General features: G+C 74.3%; 13 protein-coding genes. 3 read left to right on the top strand and 10 right to left on the bottom strand.

Translation table 11 applies throughout. The annotated features are described in order from the left end of the window. Nucleotides 1-2: 2 nt before the first annotated feature. The 4 genes from AC156L_RS08120 to AC156L_RS08105 form a co-directional block, all read right to left on the bottom strand. On the bottom strand, nucleotides 3-1,217 hold the full coding sequence (locus tag AC156L_RS08120; RefSeq protein ID WP_330873917.1) for an acyl-CoA dehydrogenase family protein: 1,215 nt from the start codon (nucleotides 1,215-1,217) through the stop codon (nucleotides 3-5). A gap of 24 nt (nucleotides 1,218-1,241) precedes the next feature. Further along, nucleotides 1,242-1,736 (bottom strand): flavin reductase family protein, encoded by a 495-nt coding sequence (locus AC156L_RS08115; protein WP_330873916.1) that lies wholly within the window; start codon nucleotides 1,734-1,736, stop codon nucleotides 1,242-1,244. Nucleotides 1,737-1,845: 109 nt separating this feature from the next. Next, nucleotides 1,846-3,168 (bottom strand): PucR family transcriptional regulator, encoded by a 1,323-nt coding sequence (locus tag AC156L_RS08110; protein WP_330873915.1) that lies wholly within the window; start codon nucleotides 3,166-3,168, stop codon nucleotides 1,846-1,848. Between the two features lies 1 nt (nucleotide 3,169). After that, the gene (locus AC156L_RS08105) at nucleotides 3,170-3,838 is read right to left on the bottom strand and encodes an FMN-dependent NADH-azoreductase (RefSeq protein WP_330873914.1); all 669 of its coding nucleotides are present in this window, start codon (nucleotides 3,836-3,838) and stop codon (nucleotides 3,170-3,172) included. Between the two features lie 89 nt (nucleotides 3,839-3,927). Here AC156L_RS08105 and AC156L_RS08100 point away from each other — a divergent pair, with 89 nt between their 5' ends. Continuing rightward, a complete protein-coding gene (locus tag AC156L_RS08100) occupies nucleotides 3,928-4,455 on the top strand; it encodes a MarR family winged helix-turn-helix transcriptional regulator (RefSeq protein WP_330873913.1) in 528 nt (175 codons plus the stop codon). On the opposite strand, the gene AC156L_RS08095 is transcribed toward AC156L_RS08100, so the two are convergent. Next, nucleotides 4,434-5,321, bottom strand: coding sequence for a helix-turn-helix domain-containing protein (locus AC156L_RS08095; RefSeq protein ID WP_330873912.1), 888 nt, complete (start codon nucleotides 5,319-5,321; stop codon nucleotides 4,434-4,436). The genes AC156L_RS08100 and AC156L_RS08095 overlap by 22 nt on opposite strands. A gap of 195 nt (nucleotides 5,322-5,516) precedes the next feature. Between AC156L_RS08095 and AC156L_RS08090 the strand changes: the two genes are divergently transcribed. Next, a complete protein-coding gene (locus AC156L_RS08090) occupies nucleotides 5,517-6,212 on the top strand; it encodes a type 1 glutamine amidotransferase domain-containing protein (protein ID WP_330873911.1) in 696 nt (231 codons plus the stop codon). Nucleotides 6,213-6,261: 49 nt separating this feature from the next. Here AC156L_RS08090 and AC156L_RS08085 read toward each other — a convergent pair whose 3' ends face one another. From AC156L_RS08085 to AC156L_RS08065, 5 genes are all read right to left on the bottom strand, one after another. Beyond that, nucleotides 6,262-7,281: a hypothetical protein gene (locus AC156L_RS08085; RefSeq protein WP_330873910.1), complete on the bottom strand. Its 1,020-nt coding sequence runs from the start codon at nucleotides 7,279-7,281 to the stop codon at nucleotides 6,262-6,264. Nucleotides 7,282-7,372: 91 nt separating this feature from the next. Beyond that, nucleotides 7,373-10,078 carry a LuxR C-terminal-related transcriptional regulator gene (locus tag AC156L_RS08080; RefSeq protein WP_330873909.1) on the bottom strand — a complete coding sequence of 902 codons (2,706 nt, stop codon included), beginning with the start codon at nucleotides 10,076-10,078 and terminating at the stop codon, nucleotides 7,373-7,375. Further along, entirely contained in the window at nucleotides 10,062-12,800 is a 2,739-nt protein-coding gene (locus tag AC156L_RS08075; protein WP_330873908.1) for an AAA family ATPase, read from the bottom strand. The genes AC156L_RS08080 and AC156L_RS08075 overlap by 17 nt, the downstream gene beginning before the upstream one ends. 59 nt (nucleotides 12,801-12,859) lie before the next feature. After that, entirely contained in the window at nucleotides 12,860-15,358 is a 2,499-nt protein-coding gene (locus tag AC156L_RS08070; protein WP_330873907.1) for a LuxR C-terminal-related transcriptional regulator, read from the bottom strand. Nucleotides 15,359-16,201: 843 nt separating this feature from the next. After that, the gene (locus AC156L_RS08065) at nucleotides 16,202-17,197 is read right to left on the bottom strand and encodes a clavaminate synthase family protein (protein ID WP_330873906.1); all 996 of its coding nucleotides are present in this window, start codon (nucleotides 17,195-17,197) and stop codon (nucleotides 16,202-16,204) included. Between the two features lie 371 nt (nucleotides 17,198-17,568). Between AC156L_RS08065 and AC156L_RS08060 the strand changes: the two genes are divergently transcribed. Next, on the top strand, nucleotides 17,569-18,957 hold the full coding sequence (locus AC156L_RS08060) for a condensation domain-containing protein (protein ID WP_330873905.1): 1,389 nt from the start codon (nucleotides 17,569-17,571) through the stop codon (nucleotides 18,955-18,957). Nucleotides 18,958-18,961: the final 4 nt, after the last annotated feature.

The following is an 18,961-nucleotide window of genomic DNA, read 5'->3' as shown; positions in this document are numbered from 1 at the left end:
GCCTACACCAGCGCGGTCACCGTGCCCCTGATGCCGAACAGCGACTTGCCGTAGACCTCGGCCGCCACCTCGGGGTTGAGGACGGCGTGGCGGCTGCCGGTCTCGACGTCGCGCCAGACGCGCTGCAACGGGTTCGACTCGCCGAAGGTCGACGCGCCCTGGGCCGAGCAGACGAGGCGGACGGCCTCGCGGGCGTGGACGACGGCCATCCCGGCGTCCATCCGCATCCGGGCACGGGCGTCGTAGTCGGGGAACACCCCGGACCGCGCGGCCTCGTCGAGGTCGGCCGCCGCGCGGTAGGCGTGCAGCTGGGCGGAGTCGGCGAGGGACGCCGCGTTGCCCGCGGCGATCTGGACGGTGGGCGCCTGCGCCTGGGTGGCGTAGTCGGTCATGGTCAGCCCGCGCCGCGGTGCCCGGTCCGCCAGGACGTCGACGGCTGCCGCGGCCAGCCCGAGGTGGGGCCCGGTCAGCACGACCGCCGCGACCGGGACGAACGGCGCCCGGTAGAGCGCCTCGTCGGTGAAGGGGGTGGCGTAGCGGCCCTCGACGGCGTCGGGGACGGAGTGGAAGCGGTGCGCGGGCACGAAGACGTCCTCGCCGACGAGGGTGTTCGACGCGGTGCCGCGCAGACCGGTCACGAACCAGGTGTCCTCGACGGTCAGCTCCGACATCGGCGCGAGCACGATGCCGACGGCGTCCGCCGTGCCCTCGGCGTCCGGCCGGACGACCCCGAGCACCGCCCAGTCGGCGTGCGCGCACCCCGACGCGGGAGCCCAGCGCCCGCTGACCCGGTACCCGCCCTCGACCGCGTGCGCGGTGCCCGCGGGGGTCACGACACCGGCGACGCGGGCGTCGGGGGTCGTGCCCCAGACGTCGTCCTGCGCCAGCGCGGGGAAGAGGCCGACGAACCACGCGCTGGCGTTGAGCAGCGAGGTCACCCAGGCGGTGGAGCCGCAGGCCCGCCCCAGCTCGCGGGTGACCTCCAGCAGCGTGCGGAAGTCGGTTTGCCGACCGCCGTAGCGCGCGGGCCGCGTCAGCGACAGCAGACCCGCGGCGGCGAGGGCCCTGACGTTCTCCTCGGGCACACCGCGGTCGCGGTCGGTCGCCGCGGCGTTGTCCGCCAGCAGCGGGCGGAGCGCGGCGGCGCGCTCGACGAGGTCGACCCGCAGCGTGCGCGCGGCGTCGGTGGTGCTGGGGGCGTCCATGGTGATGCTCATCGTCGTCTCTCCGGGGGTGGGGGTTCAGCTGGCGGCGGCGAGGAGGGAGTGCGTGCCGAAGACGCGGCGCGCGTAGACCAGCGGGGCGACGGGGGTCGACTCGGCCTCCTCGACGCGCACGACGAGCAGGACGTGGTCGCCGCCGTCCACGTGGCGCTCCACCCGTCCGGCCGTCCAGCCCGCGGACTCCGGCAGGTGGGGCACTCCGGAGCGGAGCGTCCAGGCGACACCGTCGAACTTCAGCCCCGGCCCCCGGCGCCCGCGGGCGAACGTCGAGGCCAGCTCCTGCTGGTGGGCACCGAGGATGTTCACCCCCACCCGGTCGCCCGGCCGGAGGTGGACCAGCAGGCCCGATGCGCGGTCGAGGGCGAAGCTCACCAGCGGCGGGTCGAGCGAGAGGGAGGCGAAGCTCGACACGGTGCTGCCGTGCGGCCGTCCGTCGGCGGTGGTCGCCGTCACCACGGTGACCGGGGCGCACACCCCGCTCATCAGCTCGACGAAGGTCTCTCGGTCGATCATGGTTGTCTCCAGGTGCGATCGGGTTCGACACCACCGAGTAGACGCCCGCTCCCCCGGCAGGCGCTCGGTCCGCCGGCACGGGGTTCCGCCGCCCCGTTGGGCTTCCGGCTCAATCCCCGTCGCGGGGCAGCAGGACGGCGTCCCCGAGCTCCTCGGCGAGCGCGAGCGCGGTGTGGAGGCTGGAGCGGCGGTCGGTCAGGTCGCGCCCCAGCACCTCCTGGGCCCGCTTCACGCGGTAGGTGACGGTCCCCCTGGCCACGTGCAGGCGGCGGGCGACGTCGCCGAGGCCGCGTTCCGCGTCGAGGTAGTGGTAGAGCGTGGTCCGCAGCGCCTCCACCGGCGCCGTGCGGGCGGCCAGCCCACCGAGTTCGCGGCGCACGAACTCACCGGCCGCGACGAGGTCCGCGGTGGCGAGCGCGACCGCGGCGACGTCGGCGTAGGCCGTGGCCCGCCGCGGCTCCCGCCCGGCCCGGCGGCGCAGCAGCTCGACCTCCCGGCCCCGCTCGGCCTCGCGGTGGGAGCGGCGGAAGCCCGCGACGCCGTCGGCGGGCGTGCCGAAGGACGCGTGGACCTCGTGCCGGGCCAGCACGTCCACGACGGACTCCCACGAACCGGTCCGGCCCGCGCCGCCGCCCCACGCCCACAACCGCCCCGCCGCCACGGGCACGACCAGCGTCGTGGTGGCGCCCCTGGCCCGCAGCGCCTCGACCGCCGCGGCCCTCAGCCCGCCGTTGGACGCGTCGGACCACACCACGGCCGCCTCGTGGGTCCGCCGCAGGTCGTGGCCGAGGACGCGCGAGGCCTCCTCGGCGTCCACGGTGGACTCCCCGCCCACCAGTGAGCGCACGACGTCCGCCCGCGCGGCGGCGAGGCTGGTGGTCCACACCTCGTGCTCCGCGAAGTAGGTGCGGACCATCGTGTCGGAGAGGTCGTCGACGTAGGAGAACAGCTCGCGGGAGACCGCCGTGACCTCGTCGACCGCGACCTCCGGGTCGGCCAGTTCGGCGCAGGCCCGCAGGAACGCCTCGGCGGTCGCCGCGTGCCCGGCGCGGACGCCCCGCAGCACCTGGTCGAGCGGCACGGCCCGGTGGACCAGCTCGCGGATGCCGCCCAGGGTCGCCTCGTCGGCGGGCGGGGCCGACGCCCGGCCCTCCGCCAGGGTGAGCAGCGCCCGCAGGGTCGTCGCCTCGTTGCCCCGGCGGAGCACCTCGACCGCGTCCGGGCCGTCGCCGAGGGCGGGCACCTCGTCCACGATCCGGCGCACGACCGCGGCGCTCACCTCGACCGCCCACCGGGCGGGGCCCGCGCCGACCCGCGCGACGATCGCGCGCGGGCACGCCGCCCGGTCGAGGTCCACCTCGCCGCGCGGGCCCAGCCGGGCGATCCAGGCCCGCCGCACGTCAGCCCGCGACGAGGGCTCAGCCCGCGGCACGTCAGCCCGCGGCGAGGGCTTTGCCCGCGGCGAGGGCTTTGCCCGCGGCACGGGCGGCCTCGTGGGCGGTGGCCTTCAGCCGGGCGCCGAGGTCGGCGAACCGGTCCAGCTCCGGCTTGAGGCCGACGAGGGTGAACTCCCGTTCGACCACCGTGAGGTCGGCTCCCCAGGCGTCGGCGAGGATCCGGCGCAGGTACGGGGTGCTGTGGTCCCAGCCCTCCTTCGGGGTGCCCGCGGCGTAGCTGCCGCCCCTGGTGCTGAGCAGCACGACCGGCTTGCCCTCCAGGACGCGGTCGGCCGCCGTGCCCCCGGCGACCACCGCCCCGGCGATCACCAGGTCGATCCAGCTCTTCACGTGGGAGGACACGCCCCAGTTGTAGAGGGGGAACGCGAGCACGACGGCGTCGGCGGAGACCAGTTCGCCGTGCAACTCCCGTGCCAGGGCGTCGGCCGCCCTCTGCGTGGCGTCGCGCTGGTCGACGGGGGTGTTGTGCGCGGCGTCCACGGCCACGGCCCACGCGTCCGGGGGCAGCGGGTGGGTGCCCAGGTGACGGGTCACGACCTGCTCGTCCGGTCGTTCGGCGGCCCACTCGGCCACCACCAGGTCGGCCAGTTCCGCGCTGGCCGAGATCGGGCCGAGGATGCTCGCGTCGATGCGCAAGAGGGTCACGGGGATGCTCCTGACTGATTGAACGTTCAACTCGCGGCGCTGATGCTGCCACGTTCGAGTTGAATGTTCAATCCGCTAGGCTGCGCTCTGTGAGTGAGGACCCCCACTGGCTGACACCGACGCAGCTCTACGCCTGGATGCAGCTGACGGGCGCGATCACGCAGCTCCCCTCGGTGATCGACGCCCAGCTGCGCCGCGACTCCGGGCTGAACTTCTTCGAGTACTCGATCCTGGCCGGCCTGTCCGGCGCACCGCGGCGGGCGATGAAGATGGCCACGCTGGCGCAGATGGCCAACGGCTCCCAGTCCCGCCTGTCCCACGCCGTGAGCCGCCTGGAGAAGGGGGGCTGGGTCGAGCGGCGCACCTGCCCGGAGGGCTCCCGCTCGGTCGAGGCCGTCCTCACCGAGGAGGGCGTCCGGAAGATCACCGAAGCCGCCCCGTCCCACGTGCGGGAGGTGCGGCGCATGGTCGTCGACCCGCTCACCGACGAGGAGCTGGCCCAGCTGCGGAACGCCCTGCGCAAGATCATGCTGGTCGCCTCGCCGGAGGCGGTCCGCCTCCTCGACGACACGTTCGCCGAGACCACGGCGAGCGGTCAGTCCTCGGTGGACCGCTGATCGCCCGCGGGCCCCACCGGGACGCCGGGGCCGGTCCAGCTCGCGAGGAGTTCCAGCGCCCGCCGCGAGGGTGATCCCGGTTCGGTGGTGTAGACGAACAGGGTCGTGTCCGGATCACCCGGCGGGCTCAGGGACTCGTACTCCACGGTCAGCTCCCCTACGAGGGGGTGGCGCAGGCGCTTGGAACCGTGCGTGCGCTGGTGCACCCGGTGCTGCTCCCACCACTGGTCGAACTCCCGGCTGCGGTCGCGCAGCTCGGCGACGAGGGCGACCGTGGCGCGGTCGTAGGGGTCCCGGCCGATCTCGAACCGCAGGCTCTCGACGGCGGCGCGGGCCTGGTCCGGCCAGTCCACGAACAGCGACCGGGCCCGCTCGTCGAGGAACATCCAGTGCGCGTAGTTGCGCTCCCGGAGCGGGAGCCGGTCGAAGTCGGCGAACAGCGCACCGGCCATCCGGTTGGCGGCCAGCACGTCGGTGCGGCGCCCCAGGACGAGCGCGGGCTCGCCGTCGAGGGAGTCCAGCAGCTGGTAGAGCCCAGGACGCACCCGCTGGACGCTCGACGCCCGCCGGGGGGCCGACGCCGCCGGGAGCCCGATGAGGTCCTCCAGGTGCGTGCGCCCCGCCGCGTCGAGCCCGAGCGCGCGGCCGATCGCCTCGACCACCGCCGCGGAGGGCGTGATGCGCCTGCCCTGTTCGAGACGGGCGTAGTAGTCCGCGGACACCCCGGCCAGCAGCGCGACCTCCTCGCGCCGCAGGCCGGGCACGCGCCGCACCCGCCCGTCGGGCGGCAGGCCCGCCCGTGACGGGTCGACCTGGCCACGGGCCCGGCGCAGGAAGTCGGCGAGTTCGCGGTTGGTTCCGGCCACGCACCCGATTGTCCCCGATCCCGCCCGGTCGTGAGTGGCCCTCCGAGTCCTGGTCGGCTGCGTCCGAGGTCGCGCAGGGCCCGAGATGCGCGTCCACGGCCCGGTCCTCCGGTCCAGGCTTGAACTGGCCGGAACCGCGGCCCCGACCGCGGACGCCACCGACCTCCCCACCCGACCGCACGAAGGGACCCGCTCGTGAGCAAGATCCTCATCATCATGTCCGCCGCCGACACCTGGGAGCGCACCGACGGCTCGCGGTACCCGACCGGCTACTGGGCCGAGGAGGTGGCGGCACCGCACGAGAAGTTCGTCGAGGCCGGGTTCACCGTCGACTTCGCCTCCCCCGGCGGCGTGCTCCAGCCGCTCGACGCGCACAGCGCCGACCCCGCCGTCGCCGGACCGGACTGCGCCCACCACGTCGCGCACGCAGAACGGGCACTGCGCGAGTTCGGCCCTCTGCTCAAGCTCGACGAGGTCGACGTCGCCGACTACGTCGCGGTGGTCCTGCCCGGCGGCCACGGCCCCGTGGTCGACCTCCACCAGGACCCGGACCTCGGCAGGCTGCTCACCGCGGCGGACGCGTCGGGCACGCTGATCGGCGCCGTCTGCCACGGCCCGGCGGGCCTGCTGTCCGCCGTCGACCCCGAGGGCCGGTGGCTGTTCGCCGGACGGCGGATGGCGGCCTTCACCGACGAGGAGGAGCGGCTGTTCGGCACCGCGGACGGCGCACCGTGGCTGCTGGCGAGCAGGCTGCGCGAACGCGGGGCGCTGCACTCCGGCGGACCCGCCTACCAGGCGCACACCGTGTCGGACGGAACCCTGTTCACCGGCCAGAACCCCGCGTCCAGCGGGCCGCTGGCCGACGCCGTGATCGCCGCGCTCGCCGGGTAGCGCGGTCGGAGCGGATGTGCCGGGGACCGGCCCGGCGCACCCCGTCCGCTCAGGAACACCGGTAGTGCACGGGCAGGTGGTTCGGGTAGCTCCCCTCCCGACCCACCAGCGTGCGCTCGACATCGCTGATCGCCGCAAGCTGGAACGCCGCGGCCACCGACGGGAGCCGGTCCACCACGACGCCGTCGCGCCACAGCACCGTCCGCTGACCGCCGTCCACCAGCGCGTCACCTCCGACGACACCGCGACCGCCGATCGCCCTCGGGATCACGGCCTCGGTGGGGTAGGTGCGGACCAGCGCCCCCGCGCCGTTCCACTCGCTCACCGTGAAACCGTTGGGGTCCAGCAGGGTCCGTCCCACGACCCGGCCGTCGCGGATCGCCCACGGGTCGGCGTGGCCGTTCGCCGGGTGGGCCAGCGGGACCCACGTCCCGTCGGTGTTCCGGACGTACCCGCCCCCGGTCGTCGAACTGGTCGACGCGACGATCCGGAGCTGGTCGTCCACCGCGACCGGACGGGCGTCGGTCACGCCGGGGACGGGCAGTTCGCGGTAGGTCCCCGGCGCGGCGGCGGGCCACAGCACGACGACGCGCTGGTCTCCGGTGACCGCCTGCCCGACGACGTCCCCGCCGCTGGTGACCAGGCTCGCCCAGTAGCCGTCCCACGTGGACCTGCCGGGCAGCGGCGTGGCCGTCCCGAGCCGGTCGAAGGTGACGGCGACCCGCCGCGAGCCGACCACCTCGCTGCCGACCACCTCCCCGGCGGCGTTGACGTCGTCCATCACCGCCGTCTCGCTGGTGAGCCTCAGCACGAGCCGACCGTCGTCCCACACCGCCGCGCGGGTGTCGGTGTGGCGCCAGGTGCCCGCCACCCGGACCATCCGACTGGTGCTGCCCACCGCGACGCGCACGCCGTCGTAGCCGTGGACGGCCGAGGTGGTGGCCCCGGTCGGCACCTGCCACGCGGTGACCGAGCACGTCGCGGACTGGGCCTGTCCACCCGGCAGGAGCACCAGGCCGGACACCAGACCGGCGGTGGCCACCGCGCGCCACGTCCTACCCGTCCTCATGGGGAACCCCCTTCGCCGGAACCAGGATTCCCCGACCCTGCTCGGCCCGGCCGTCGTCCGGAAGCCGTTTCAGCCAGGAGTCGAACCGCGCTCACCCGGCGATGCCGATGACCTCGGCGAGGTCACCCCGCCCCCGGATGGCGAGCTTCCGGTAGGCGTTGGTGAGGTGCTTCTCCACGGACCTCAGGCTCACGCCGTACCGGGTGGCGATCTCCAGGTTCGTCCGCCCCTCGGCCGCGAGCCTCGCGACCCTCAACTCGGTCTTGGTCAACCCCGAGGCCGCCGCGGTGGGGTGCGGTCCCGGTGCGCCCGCCTGCCCGGCCGGGGTCGGGCCGACCAGCCCGGACGCCCCGCACGCCGCCGCGAGGCGGTGGCCGCGCGCCAGGTGCTCCTCGGCGCCCCGCCGGTCGGTCGCGCCGAGCAGCCCTCCCAACGACAGCGACGCCTTGGCCAGCTCCAGCGCGTTGCCCGAGTCCTCCAGCACGTCCACCGCCCGGCGGAGCGCCTCGACGCCGCGACCGCCGCCGACCAGCCGCCCGAACACCCGCAGCGCGCGGCCCCTCGCGGCCGGGGCGCCCCAGGCGTCCGCCCGCGCGCACGCCTCCTCGGCCAGGTCGACCGCCGCGTCGACGTCGCCCGCGCGCTCGTGCAGCACCACCGCCCAGAGCCGCCACGGGAACAGCGTGGGGTTGTGCCAGCCCGCGAGGTCCAGCTGCCTGCCGCAGTCGAGGAACAGCTCCAGCGCCGTCGCCGTGTCGCCGCCCGCCGCCACCACCGCCCCGCGCAGCATCCTCATCACCGCCGCCAGGCCGTTGTCGACGATGTTCTGCTCGTCGTAGCGGGCCAGCAGCCGCAGGCCCAGCTCCTCGTCACGGGCCTCCAGGGCCACCGCCCCCAGCACGCACAGGGACAGCGGGCCCGCCATGTTCCAGTCGAACGCGTCCGGCTCCAGCGCCGCCAGCGCCCGCGACCTGGCCTCCGCGATCCGACCGGAGTGCATCAGCACGAACGACCGCTCCACGCCGATGAAGTTCCGCTCGGTGGTCGCCCCCTGCTCCCGCGCGTGCTCCTCGGCCACGTCCAGCCACGACGACAGGCCGGTGAGCGAGTCGGCCGCCGCCAGGGTGGTGACCAGCTGCGGCATGGCGGTGTAGACGTGGGCGAGGGACGCGGGTTCGCGCGCCAGGATCGCGCCCGCCGCGGCGGCCACGTCCGACGCCCCGGCCCGCACCGCGATCGTGGTCGCGTGCAGCAGGACGGTGAGCAGTTCCCGTTCGGCCCCGGTCGCCACGCCCGGCGTGGGACCGAGCCCCCGCAGGCGCTCGACCGCCGCGTCGAGGCCGGTCTGCTCGCCGATGTCGGCGTGCCGCACCCTCGCCTCCATCCGGTGCGCGAGGTCGCGGTCGATGCCCACCAGCCCGTCCGGGCTCCCCAGTTCGTCGGCGAGGTCCCGGATCAGGTCCCGCACCGGCCGGGTGGCCGCGGCGAGCACGGACGGCGCCAGGCGGACCACGGCCGCCGCGCGCTCGCGGATCGACGTCAGCAGCGGGACGGCCTGGGAGATGTGCCGGACGGAGGCCGCGGTGTCGATGCCCCGCGTCGCCGTCGCCAGCTCCACCAGCAGCCGCCCCCGGTCCTCGCCGTCCACGGAGCTGTCCAGCAGCGCGCGTCTGAGGTAGCGGGCCGCCGTCTCGGGTGCGCGTCTGCGCAGGGCCGTGTCCGCGGCGGAGCGCAGGACCTCGATCGCGTGCGGCCCCTGCGGCGCGGTCACCAGCAGCAGCTGCGCCGCGACCTGCTCGGCCGGGAAACCGCGCACCCGCAGCAGTTCCGCCGCGCTCGCGTGGATCTTCTCGCGCTCCTCCACGGTCATCGTCCGCTGCACGGCCTCACGCACGACCCGGAGCATCGAGCCGGGGTGCCAGTCGGCGGCGAGCAGTCCCATCCGGCGCAGGGAGCGGAGCGCCTCGACGGCCCCGACGGGGTCCAGCCCCGCGAGCCGCGTGGCCAGTTCCTCGTCCGCGCCGTCGCCCAGCACCGCGATGGCCTTGGCGAGGGCGCGCACCGACTCCGGCTGCGCGCGCAGGGAGGAGGCCATCCAACCGCACAGCGACCTCGGCCGTGCCGAGCGGACCCTGTCCACGGCGTCCGCCAGCGGCCGGACCCCGCGGTTGGCCAGGTTCCGCAGCACCGTCCGCAGGATCGCCGGGTTGCCGCCGGTGCTCTCGTGGCAGGCCACGACGAACTCCTCGTCCGGGTCCGCGTCGAAGTGCTCGCGCACGAGCCGCCACGTCGCGGGCACCGACAGCGGAGGGGGCCGCAGCACGCTGGACGCCGCCGCGACCAGGTCCCGGACGAGCGGGACCTCCGCGCCGAGGTCGCCCTCCCGGATCGTGACGACGAGCAGCAGCCGCAGGCCGTACAGGCGTCTGGCGCAGCGGCCGAGCCACTTCAGGGACGCCTCGTCGGCCCACTGGAGGTCGTCGACCAGCAGCATCAGCGGCCGCTCCGCGGTGCTGACCCGGACCCACCGCTCCAGGCCCGCCGGGTCGTCGACGGGTGCCACCGCGCCGAGAAGCTGCCGCACCAGCCCGAGGTCGAAGTTCCTCTCCAGCACCGACGCGCTCGCCGAGAGCGCCCTGACCCCGAGCCCTGCGGCGATCTCGGGCAGGGCCGACAGCAGCGCCGACTTGCCGTTGCCGAGCGGGCCACCGACCACGAGCAGCGACCCGGCGCCCGACATGGCCCGCAGCAGGCCGTCGTTCACCTGACCGAACTCGGCTTCACGCTCCAACAGCATCGAGTCCACGTTCCTCCCCCACGAGTTCCAGCACCGGCCCCAGTTCGGCCCTCCCGGCGACGCCGACCTTGCGGTAGATGTTGGTCAGGTGCGCCTCGACCGTCCTCCTGGTCACGGACAGCCCCCGCGCGATGTCCGAATTGGACAGTCCTCGGGTGACCAGTCCGGCGACCCGCCGCTCCGACGGGGAGAGCACGGAGGTGATCCTCCCGCCCAGCTCGCGCACCCGACGGCCGAGCGGTCGCTCGCCGTGGACCGTCACCAGGTCGGTCACCTCGCGCAGCAGCGGCACGGCGTCCGCCGTCCTCCCGGTCTTGAGCTTGAGGTCGGCCAGCTCCGCGAGGGCGTGGGCGTACCTCATGCGCCACGGTGACCTCCGCAGCACCTGCACGGCCCGCGTGGTGAGCCGGACGGCGTCCACGTCGTCCCCGGCCATCCCCGCCCACAGCAGCGAGGCGCCGAGGACGCTCGGGGCGCCCCAGCGCTCGGCGAGCCGGACCTCCTCGTCCGCCAGCCTGATCGCCTCGTCGACCTCCCCGCACTCCCGGTGCGCGATGGCCGCCTGGGAGCGCCACGCCGCCACCGCCGGGTTCGTCCACTGCCGGGCCAGGAGCCTGCGCCCGCACTCGTGCAGGACCTCCAGCGCGACCCTGGGCTCGCCGGAGCGCAGGTGCACCATGCCCTTGACGAACAGCAGCGTGATCCACGCCGACCCCCGCTCGACCCCGCCCGGCCAGGCCACGTCGACCACCTTCCCGGCGCGGTCGAGCTGCCCGCCCTCCAGGAACGCCGTGGCCTGCACCGACACGATGTGCGGCTGCCGCATGGGGTGCCAGCTGCGCAGCGGCACGAGCGCGAGCGAGTCCTCCAGGTCGCCCACGGCCTGGTCCAGCAGCCCCTGGCGCAGGCGCAGCTCGGCCCGCACCACCAGAGCCCGCGCCATCACCGCGTGGGCGCGGCGGTTCCGCGCGGCGGTGACCACCTGGTCCAGCCCGGCCTCGGCCGCCTCCACGTCGTCGGTCAGCACCAGCGTCCGGCAGGCCTGGATCCGGGGCAGGATCAGCCGGTCCGGCCGGTCGTCGGCCAGCGCCGCCGACGCCAGCGCCCTCGCGCCCGCCCGGTCCTTCCCCTCGACCAGCACCTCCCACGCCGCCACTCCCGCGCGGTCCGGGTCCGGCGGGCGCTCCGGCAGTTCGGAGACCGCGGGCTGCCTCATCTCGGGCGCGTCGTGCGGGGCGTCCTCGGCCAGCCAGTACAGGGAGTTCAGCGCGGCGCGCTCGGACTCGGCGATGCCCGGCCGGTCGCACACCTCGATCACCGCGCGCTGGAGCGCGTCCACGTCCCCCCTGGCCAGCAGCAGGTCCGCGGCCTGGAGCCGGAGCCCCTCGGCCCTCGGACCGCGGGTGCCGACCAGGACGCCGCTGAGCCTGCGGTCGCTGGAGTCCGGCAGGTCGGCCGTCTCCGCCACGGCCAGCTCGATCTCCAGGCGGGCCCGGCGCAGGTCGCCCATCGGCTCGCGCAGCGCCCGCGCCAGCAGTTCGGCCGCGGCCCGGTGGTCACCGCGCGCCGCGCTCCGACCGGCCTCGCACCACAGCGCCCACACCGCCCAGTCGGCGCCGATCCGACGCGCGCCGAGCAGCATCCTGGCCAGGCCCTCGTCGGCGATCCCGGCCCGGTAGCCCAGTTCCGCGGCCCTGGCGTACAGCTCCTCCCGCTGCCGCACCGTCATGCCCGCGAGCACCCGCTCCACGCCGACCGCGTCGGCCAGCCGCGGCGCCCGCTCGTCGACCACCAGCCCCGCGCCCATCAGCCTGCCGACCGCCTGCGAGGGAGGTGTGCCGCGCAGTCCGGCCAGCGCGCAGACCAGGTCGAAGTCGATGTCCTGGCCGCCGACGGCGATGGCGCGCAGCAGCTCGACCACCTCACCGGGCAGCCCGTCGAGCAGGTGCGCGATCTGGTCGCCCCGGACGTCCTCGGCGCGCGAGCAGAGTTCGTCGACGTGGTCGGTCAGGGGCGACAGGCCCGCGCGGACGACGTCGTCGAGCGCCGCGTGCAGCACCGACGGGTTGCCCCCGGTGGCCAGCACCGCCCCGGCGACGAAGCAGTCCGGCACGGCCTCGCCCTGCCGCGCCTCGATGAGGGTCCGCACGCCCTCCGCGGACAGCGGGGCGAGGTCGAGCGGGCGCAGCGGCACGGTGCCCGCCGAGCGGGTGACCCGGTGCCAGGAGGGGTTCAGGGGCTCGCCCGTGGTGAGCACCACGGCCAGCGGCGCGCCCGCCATCCTGCGGACCAGCACCTGCAACCAGGCCTCGGACTGCTCGTCGATCCACTGCACGTCGTCGACCAGGAGCAGCAGCGGCCGGTCGGCGTTCCGGTCGAGGAAGCTCCCGCACAGCGCCGGGATCGACTCCGCGTCGGCGGGTCCGGGCGTCGAGGCGCCGGGGTCGAGCTGGGCGACCAGGCCGAAGGGGTGGTCGGCCTCCGACCACGAGCAGTGGCCCATCGCGACCCGGCAGCCGTTGTGCCGCGCGTACGCGCCCGCCCACCGGATCAGCGCGCTGCGGCCTAGACCGGTCCGGCCGCGCACGACGACCGCGGAAGGCCTGCCGGACAGCGCGTCCGCCACCGATCCGCACAGCACCGCGAGTTCGGCGTCCCGCTCGACCAGCAGGTGGTCCGCGCCCAACCGGGGGAGGTGGCGACCAGGTGGCTTGCTCTTCACGGCGTTCCCTTCGACGGTGCCGGGCGGACATCGTTGTCGAGACGGTCCGGGTGGGCGGTTCAGATGGGCAGGCGGTCGCCGGGATCGCTCCGCAGCGCCGCCTTCAGGTGCGGTCTGCCCGTCACCCCGAGCTTGCGGTAGGTGCTCGTCAGGTGGGTCTCCACCGTGCGGACCGAGACGACGAGCGACTCCGCTATGGCCCGGTTGGACATGCCGGTCGCGGCCATCGTGGCGACCTTCCGCTCGCTCTCCGTCAGCGCGTCCGCGCGGCCGACGACGAACGGCCCCATCCGGCCGCCCGCCGCGGCGAGGTGGTCGCGGGCCTGGACGGCGAGGCGCCAGTAGCCGCAGCCCGCCGCCGTGTCGACCGCCCGGCGCAGGTGCCTGCGCGCGCCCTTGACGTCGTCGACCGCCAGCCGCGCCCGGCCGAGCAGGAACTCGGACCTGGCCAGCAGCAGCCGGGCGGGTGAGGTCTCCAGCAGGTCGACCGCCTCCTCCAGGAGCGCCGTCCCCCTCCGTCCCGGCGTCACGACCCCGCGCGCCAGCAGGCTCTGCGCGACGCTCTGCGGTGTCCTCCAGTGCCGGGTCAGCTCCTCGCACCGCTCGACGACCTCAGCGGCCTGCCGCGGCCTGCCCAGCTCCACGAGCACGCAGGCCGCGTGCGACCACCACGGCACGAGCACCGGGTTGACGATGCCCGCCTCGTCGAGCAGGCGACCGCACGCCAGCAGGTCGGCCAGCGCCGCCTCCCGGTCGCCCCGCGCCACGGCGATCTCCGCCCTGGTCATCAGGAACCGGGGGTGGTCGCAGACCGGCTGGGGCAGGCTCGCCAGCGAGACGCCGTCCAGCGCCTCCCTGGCGCCCTCCGCGTCGTTCTGCTTGACCAGGATGGACGCCAGCGCGATCCGCGGTCTCGCCGCGTGGCCCTCCCACTTCTCCCGACCGGCCATCCGCACGGCGACCCGCGCGTCCACCGCCGCCTCGTTGAGCCTGCCCACCTCGGCCCACGCGGTCGACCGCATCGCCAGCGCCGCGTAGTGCAGCGACACCTCACCGCGCCGCCTGCCCGCCTCGACGACCACGTCCAGCGCGTCGAACGCGTCGGGGAACTCGTCCGCGAGGAGCAGCACCTCGGCCGAGGTGAGGAACGACAGCCCGTCGAGCTCCACCTGCCGGAGCCGCAGCGCCTGCCGCGCGTTCGCCACCGCCGAGTCGACGGAACCCCCGCTGCTCGCGGAGACCAGGCCGAGCACCCCGAGCAGGCGGCGTTCGGCCTTCGTGTCGCCCGCCGGTGCCCGCACGCGCAGGTCCTTGACCGCGGCGAAGGTGGACTTCTCCGCCATGCAGGTCATCAGGAGCGCGGTCTTGACCATCGAGAGCAGGTCCCGGTCGGCCGCGCCCGGCGACTCGCCGAGTTCGGCGTGCAGGGCCTCCAGCACCCCGTCGAGCACCTCGACGCCGTCACCCGCGCGCTGGACCGCGACGGAGGCCTGCGCGAACCGCGCGGCCACCCGCGCGCGGACGCGCACGTCCGACGCCATCCGCAGCGTCTCCCGCAGCAGGCGCACGGCCGCCGCGGGGTCGGTCTGGCAGAGCGCGTCGGCCAGCTCGACCCTGACCTCGACGTCGCAGGGGTCGACCGCCAGCACGGCCTGGAGGAAGCGCGCCGCGTCGCCGACGTCGGCGCGGTTCGCGGCGTCGCGCAGGGTGTCGACCATCCACCGCTCGTCCAGGCGGGGCAGCGCCACCAGCTGCTCCGCGACCCGCTCGGCCGGGTACCCGGCGTCGTTGAGCAGCCGGGCGGCGCGGGTCCTCAGGTCGGCCAGCTCCTCCGGCGACAACCCGTCGAGGGCGGAGTCGTCGCGGGGCAGGCCGGTCTTCGTGAGCAGCTTGTTCCGGCGCAGGTCCTCGACCGCGGACGCCACCTGCCGCGCGGGGAGCCCCGCCAGCGCGCCGACCAGCTCGGGCCCGACGGGACCGAGCACGGTGACGGCCCTGGCGACGGCCCGGCCCGCCGCGGACTGGTGGTCCAGTTCGGTGCCGGAGGGCAGCGGTTCCAGGTCGAGGGTGCGGCAACGCTCGTGCGCGACGAGGTCGGCCAGCAGCGCCTCCGCCCTGACGGGCTCGCCCGCGCGCTCGGTCAGCAGGAGCACCAGGGGCAGCCGCAGGGACAGCCGCAGCAGGAGTTCCACCCAGCGCAGCGAGCGCGAGTCGCACCGCTGCACCTCCTCCAGCACGATCACCAGCGGGCGGTCGTTCAGGAGGCTGATGGCGAGCTGGTGCAGCCAGTCCGGCTTGAGCGCCGACGACGGCAGGCCGAGTGGGTCGAAGAGGGTGCGCACCGCGTCGAACTGGGCACCGGACTGCTCGCACGTCGTGCGCAGCACCATGGCGTCGTCGCACCACGGCCCGGCCAGGACCTCGTCGAGCAGGCGGGCCTTCCCGATCCCGGCCGGACCGCGCAGCAGCACCGCCTGCGCCTGCCCCTCCCGAGCAGACACCATCCGATCGGCCACCACCTCGAGCTCCCAACCTCGGCCAACCGGGATGACGGACACGGCTTCCCTCCACTGAACACAAAGCGAACAAACCCGCTCTACCACCGGGTTCGGAGCGACAAAGCACACAATAGCGGTCAACGCTCATTCGCTGGACAATCATCCCGCTATCCGGCCCCGCGAACTAGCCACTTCTTGACGCTCCACAGGCAATCTGGAACAATCGTGGCGAATCGAGTCCGGATGCGGCACAGACTTACCGCCCAAAAGGCCAACGCCGGTTGCGCCCGTCGTCGTCGAAGTGAACTCCGCACGATGCGAGTTCCGAGTAAACACGGCTGCCGATTCCAAGTCAACCCGCTGAACAGCCAGTATGCCCTGATTCCAGGTGCCGTGAAATAACTGTGGCGGGCGCGGGCCACCCCACAAAGGCTTCACACTTTGCCGGAAAGCGCCTGTCACCAGTGCGGATCCCGAACGCGGACCACACCTCTCGACCGAATGCCGAATGGACGATCCGTCTCACTTGGAAGAGTCGGGTAACGTTCAAGAGCATCAGAGAACATGAAAAACATTCACCCGCTTTGTCAGGGTGATCCTAACCGATAGACGCCCACCTGTGGGGCGTATCGCGGGGTATCCACGCGGTTGTCGAGGATCTGCCGAATCCGGCGGGAACGCGTACGTGAAAGGGCTGATCAGCCCCCGCGACCCCTGTCCGCGCGACGCTGTCCGCACGACCCGGCCCGCGACGGCACGACCGTGCCGGTTCGGTGGCCAAGATTCGCCGGCACCGACAGGCGCGCCAGGTTCCCGGAACCGGTACCGCGCACAGCGAAGGGCCCGCGTGCTCGTCGAACCGGTCGACGAGCACGCGGGCCCGTGGCACTCCCGCGACGGCGATCAGGTCAGGACGTCGCCACCCCCGGCGCGGGCGGGCCGCGACCGCCGGGGATCGAGCTGGACGTAGGCGCGCTGCAACCAGCGGTCCTGCCCGTCGTAGCGCGGGTGGAACGAGGTCCGGCCGTGCAGGGCCAGCCGGTTGTCCACGACCGCGAGGTCGCCGGGCTGGAGGATGAACGTGCGCCGCACCTGGTCGAGCGCCTCGCGCAGCTGGTCGAGCGCGGTCGCCGCCACGACGTCCACCGGGTCCGTCGCCGCGAAGTCGACCCGGATGTTCGGGTCCTCCGGGTCGCCCTCCAGCACCGGGCGCGGTCCCGCCGAGGGGACGGTGTCGCCGAAGGACGGGGGCGGGCTCGTCACGAACCTGGGCTGGCCGAGCACCTCGCGGATCTGGTCGGGCAGCAGCTCGACCGCGCGCCGGACGCTCGCGGTGCGCAGCCCCGCGACGTTGTCGTGGTCGTTGCGCAGGCAGATCAGCGCGACGAAGTCCGGGCTGTGCTCGTGGAACGCGTTCTCGGTGTGCATCTTGAGGGTGACCGACCCCGCGTTGCCCTGGAAGTCCTCCTTCCCCGGCACGGGGACGACGTCCTGGACCAGCGCGCCGCCCTTCTCCTGGCGGAACGCGACCACGTCGCCGATCTGGGAGCAGGCCAGCACCAGCGCGCTCGCGGGCTCGGTCGGCCTGCGCTGCACGGAACCCGCGACGTTCGGGGTCGGCACCGCGTCCGGCCCCATGACCGGCAGGCCCCGCACGAGCAGGACGCCCTCCGCGCCGGGGTCCCGGCGGAACTGGCGCAGCGCCTCGCGCAGCCCCAGCGGCAGCTGGTTCGACAGCTCGCGCGCCTGGTCCACCCACTCCGCCGTGTCGATCGCGGCGTCCGGTTCGATGGTGAGGCTCGCCGCGAGCCTGCGGACCACCTGTCGATCGCTCTTGGTCAGCACGTGGGCGCTCACGTCGTCGAGCAGCGCGCTCCGGCCGTTCAGTTGACTCGTCATGGGTATCCACCCTGGACAGGGCTCCAGGCCGCCACATCGCCCATGTTGTCAGCGACGGTGGCGCGAACCGGCCGGCCCGCACCGGAGTAGCACGATGGGCGATGTGGACCCGGCGAGCTGCCGAGATCGTTGTCACCGCCCGGCCAGTCGGGCAGTCGGCGGTGGCGTCCGATGCCCCGCCCGGATCCCAAGGTGGTGGACCTCGTGAACAACAACAACCTCAACAACTCGAACAACAACAACCTGAACAACCTGAACAACAACGTGAACGCGAACAACAACAACAGCTGAAGTCGCTGAAGCACCGAACTCGTTGCGCGGGAGCCGTTGCGGCGCAACGAGTTCGGTCTTCCCACCCGGAGGTCGTCATCGTGGAATGCCCGTTGTCCGTCGGCCAGGAGGCGCTGTGGTTCATCCACCGCATGGCGCCCGAGAGCGCGGTCTACAACGTCGCGTGGCCGATGCGGGTCCACACGCCGGTGGACGTGTCCGTGCTCGCGAGGGCGACGGCGCTGGCCGCCGACCGCCACGACGTGCTGCGCTCGGTCTTCACCGAGGTGGAGGGTCTGCCGAGGCGGATCACCAGCGACAGCGGGATGTTCGCCCTCGACGTGCGCGACGTGCCCGGCGTCGACGACGAGGAGCTGCTGCGGCTCGTCCGCGAGGAGGTGGCGCGCCCGTTCCGGCTCCAGGCAGGCCCGCCGTGCAGGCTCGTGCTGCTGCGGGTGTCGGCCGACGACGCCGCGCTCGTGTTCGTGTCGCACCACATCGCGATGGACCTCCCGTCGGTCGTGCTGGTGCTCCAGACCGTCCTCGACGCCTACCAGGCGCTGCTGGCGGGCGGACTGCCCCGCTGGGAGCCGCTCGTCCACACCTACGCGGACTTCGTCGCGAAGGAGAGGGCGGTGCTCGACTCGCGGCGGGCCGAGGCGCTGGTGGGCCACTGGCGCGAGGTCTGCGCCGGGGCGCCGCCCGTGCTCGACCTGCCGACCGATCGGCCCCGCCCCGCGCACCAGCGGTTCCGGGGTGCCTCCTACGACCTCCAGCTCCCCGACGACGTGGTGGCCGGGCTCGTCCCCGCCGCGCGGGCGAACCGGGTGACCCCGGTCCGGCACCTGCTCGCGGTGTTCCAGACGCTGCTCTACCGCCACACGCAGCAGCAGGACTTCGTCCTCGGCTGCGCGGCCACGTCGAGCTTCGGCTTCGACCGCAAGGGCGTCGCGGGCTTCTACGTGAACTCGATCCCGCTGCGCGCGCGGTGCGGCCCCACGACGACCTTCCGCGAGGTCACCACCGAGGTGAACCGCCAGCTCAACACGGGCATGGCGCACGCGGACTACCCGTTCGCCCTGCTGCCGAAGGCGCTCGACCTCCCCCGCCTGCCCGGCACCAGCCCGCTGTTCCAGGTGCTGGTGAGCATGGTCTCGGTAGGACGGTCGCGCTCGCTGATGGAGATGGCCGCGGGCGGCCACGGGGCCGGGATGGACTACGCCGGGCTGCGGCTGTCCGCCATCGCCGTGGGGCAGCAGGAGGGCCAGTTCGACCTGACCCTGGAGGTCATCCGCACCCTCACCTCGGTGCGCTGCGACTTCAAGTACGACACCGATCTCTTCGACGGGGCCACGGTGCGGAGGCTGGCGGACCACTTCGTGCGGCTGCTGCGCGCCGCCGCGGCCGACCCGGACCACCGCGTGGTGGACGTCCCGCTGACCGACGACGCCGAACGCGCCCGTCTCCTGGCCTTCGCGACCGGCCGCTGACACT

Source organism: Umezawaea sp., assembly GCF_057122925.1.
The sequence above is the reverse complement of the archived record's forward strand: the minus strand, read 5'-3'. Positions and strand labels throughout refer to the sequence as shown.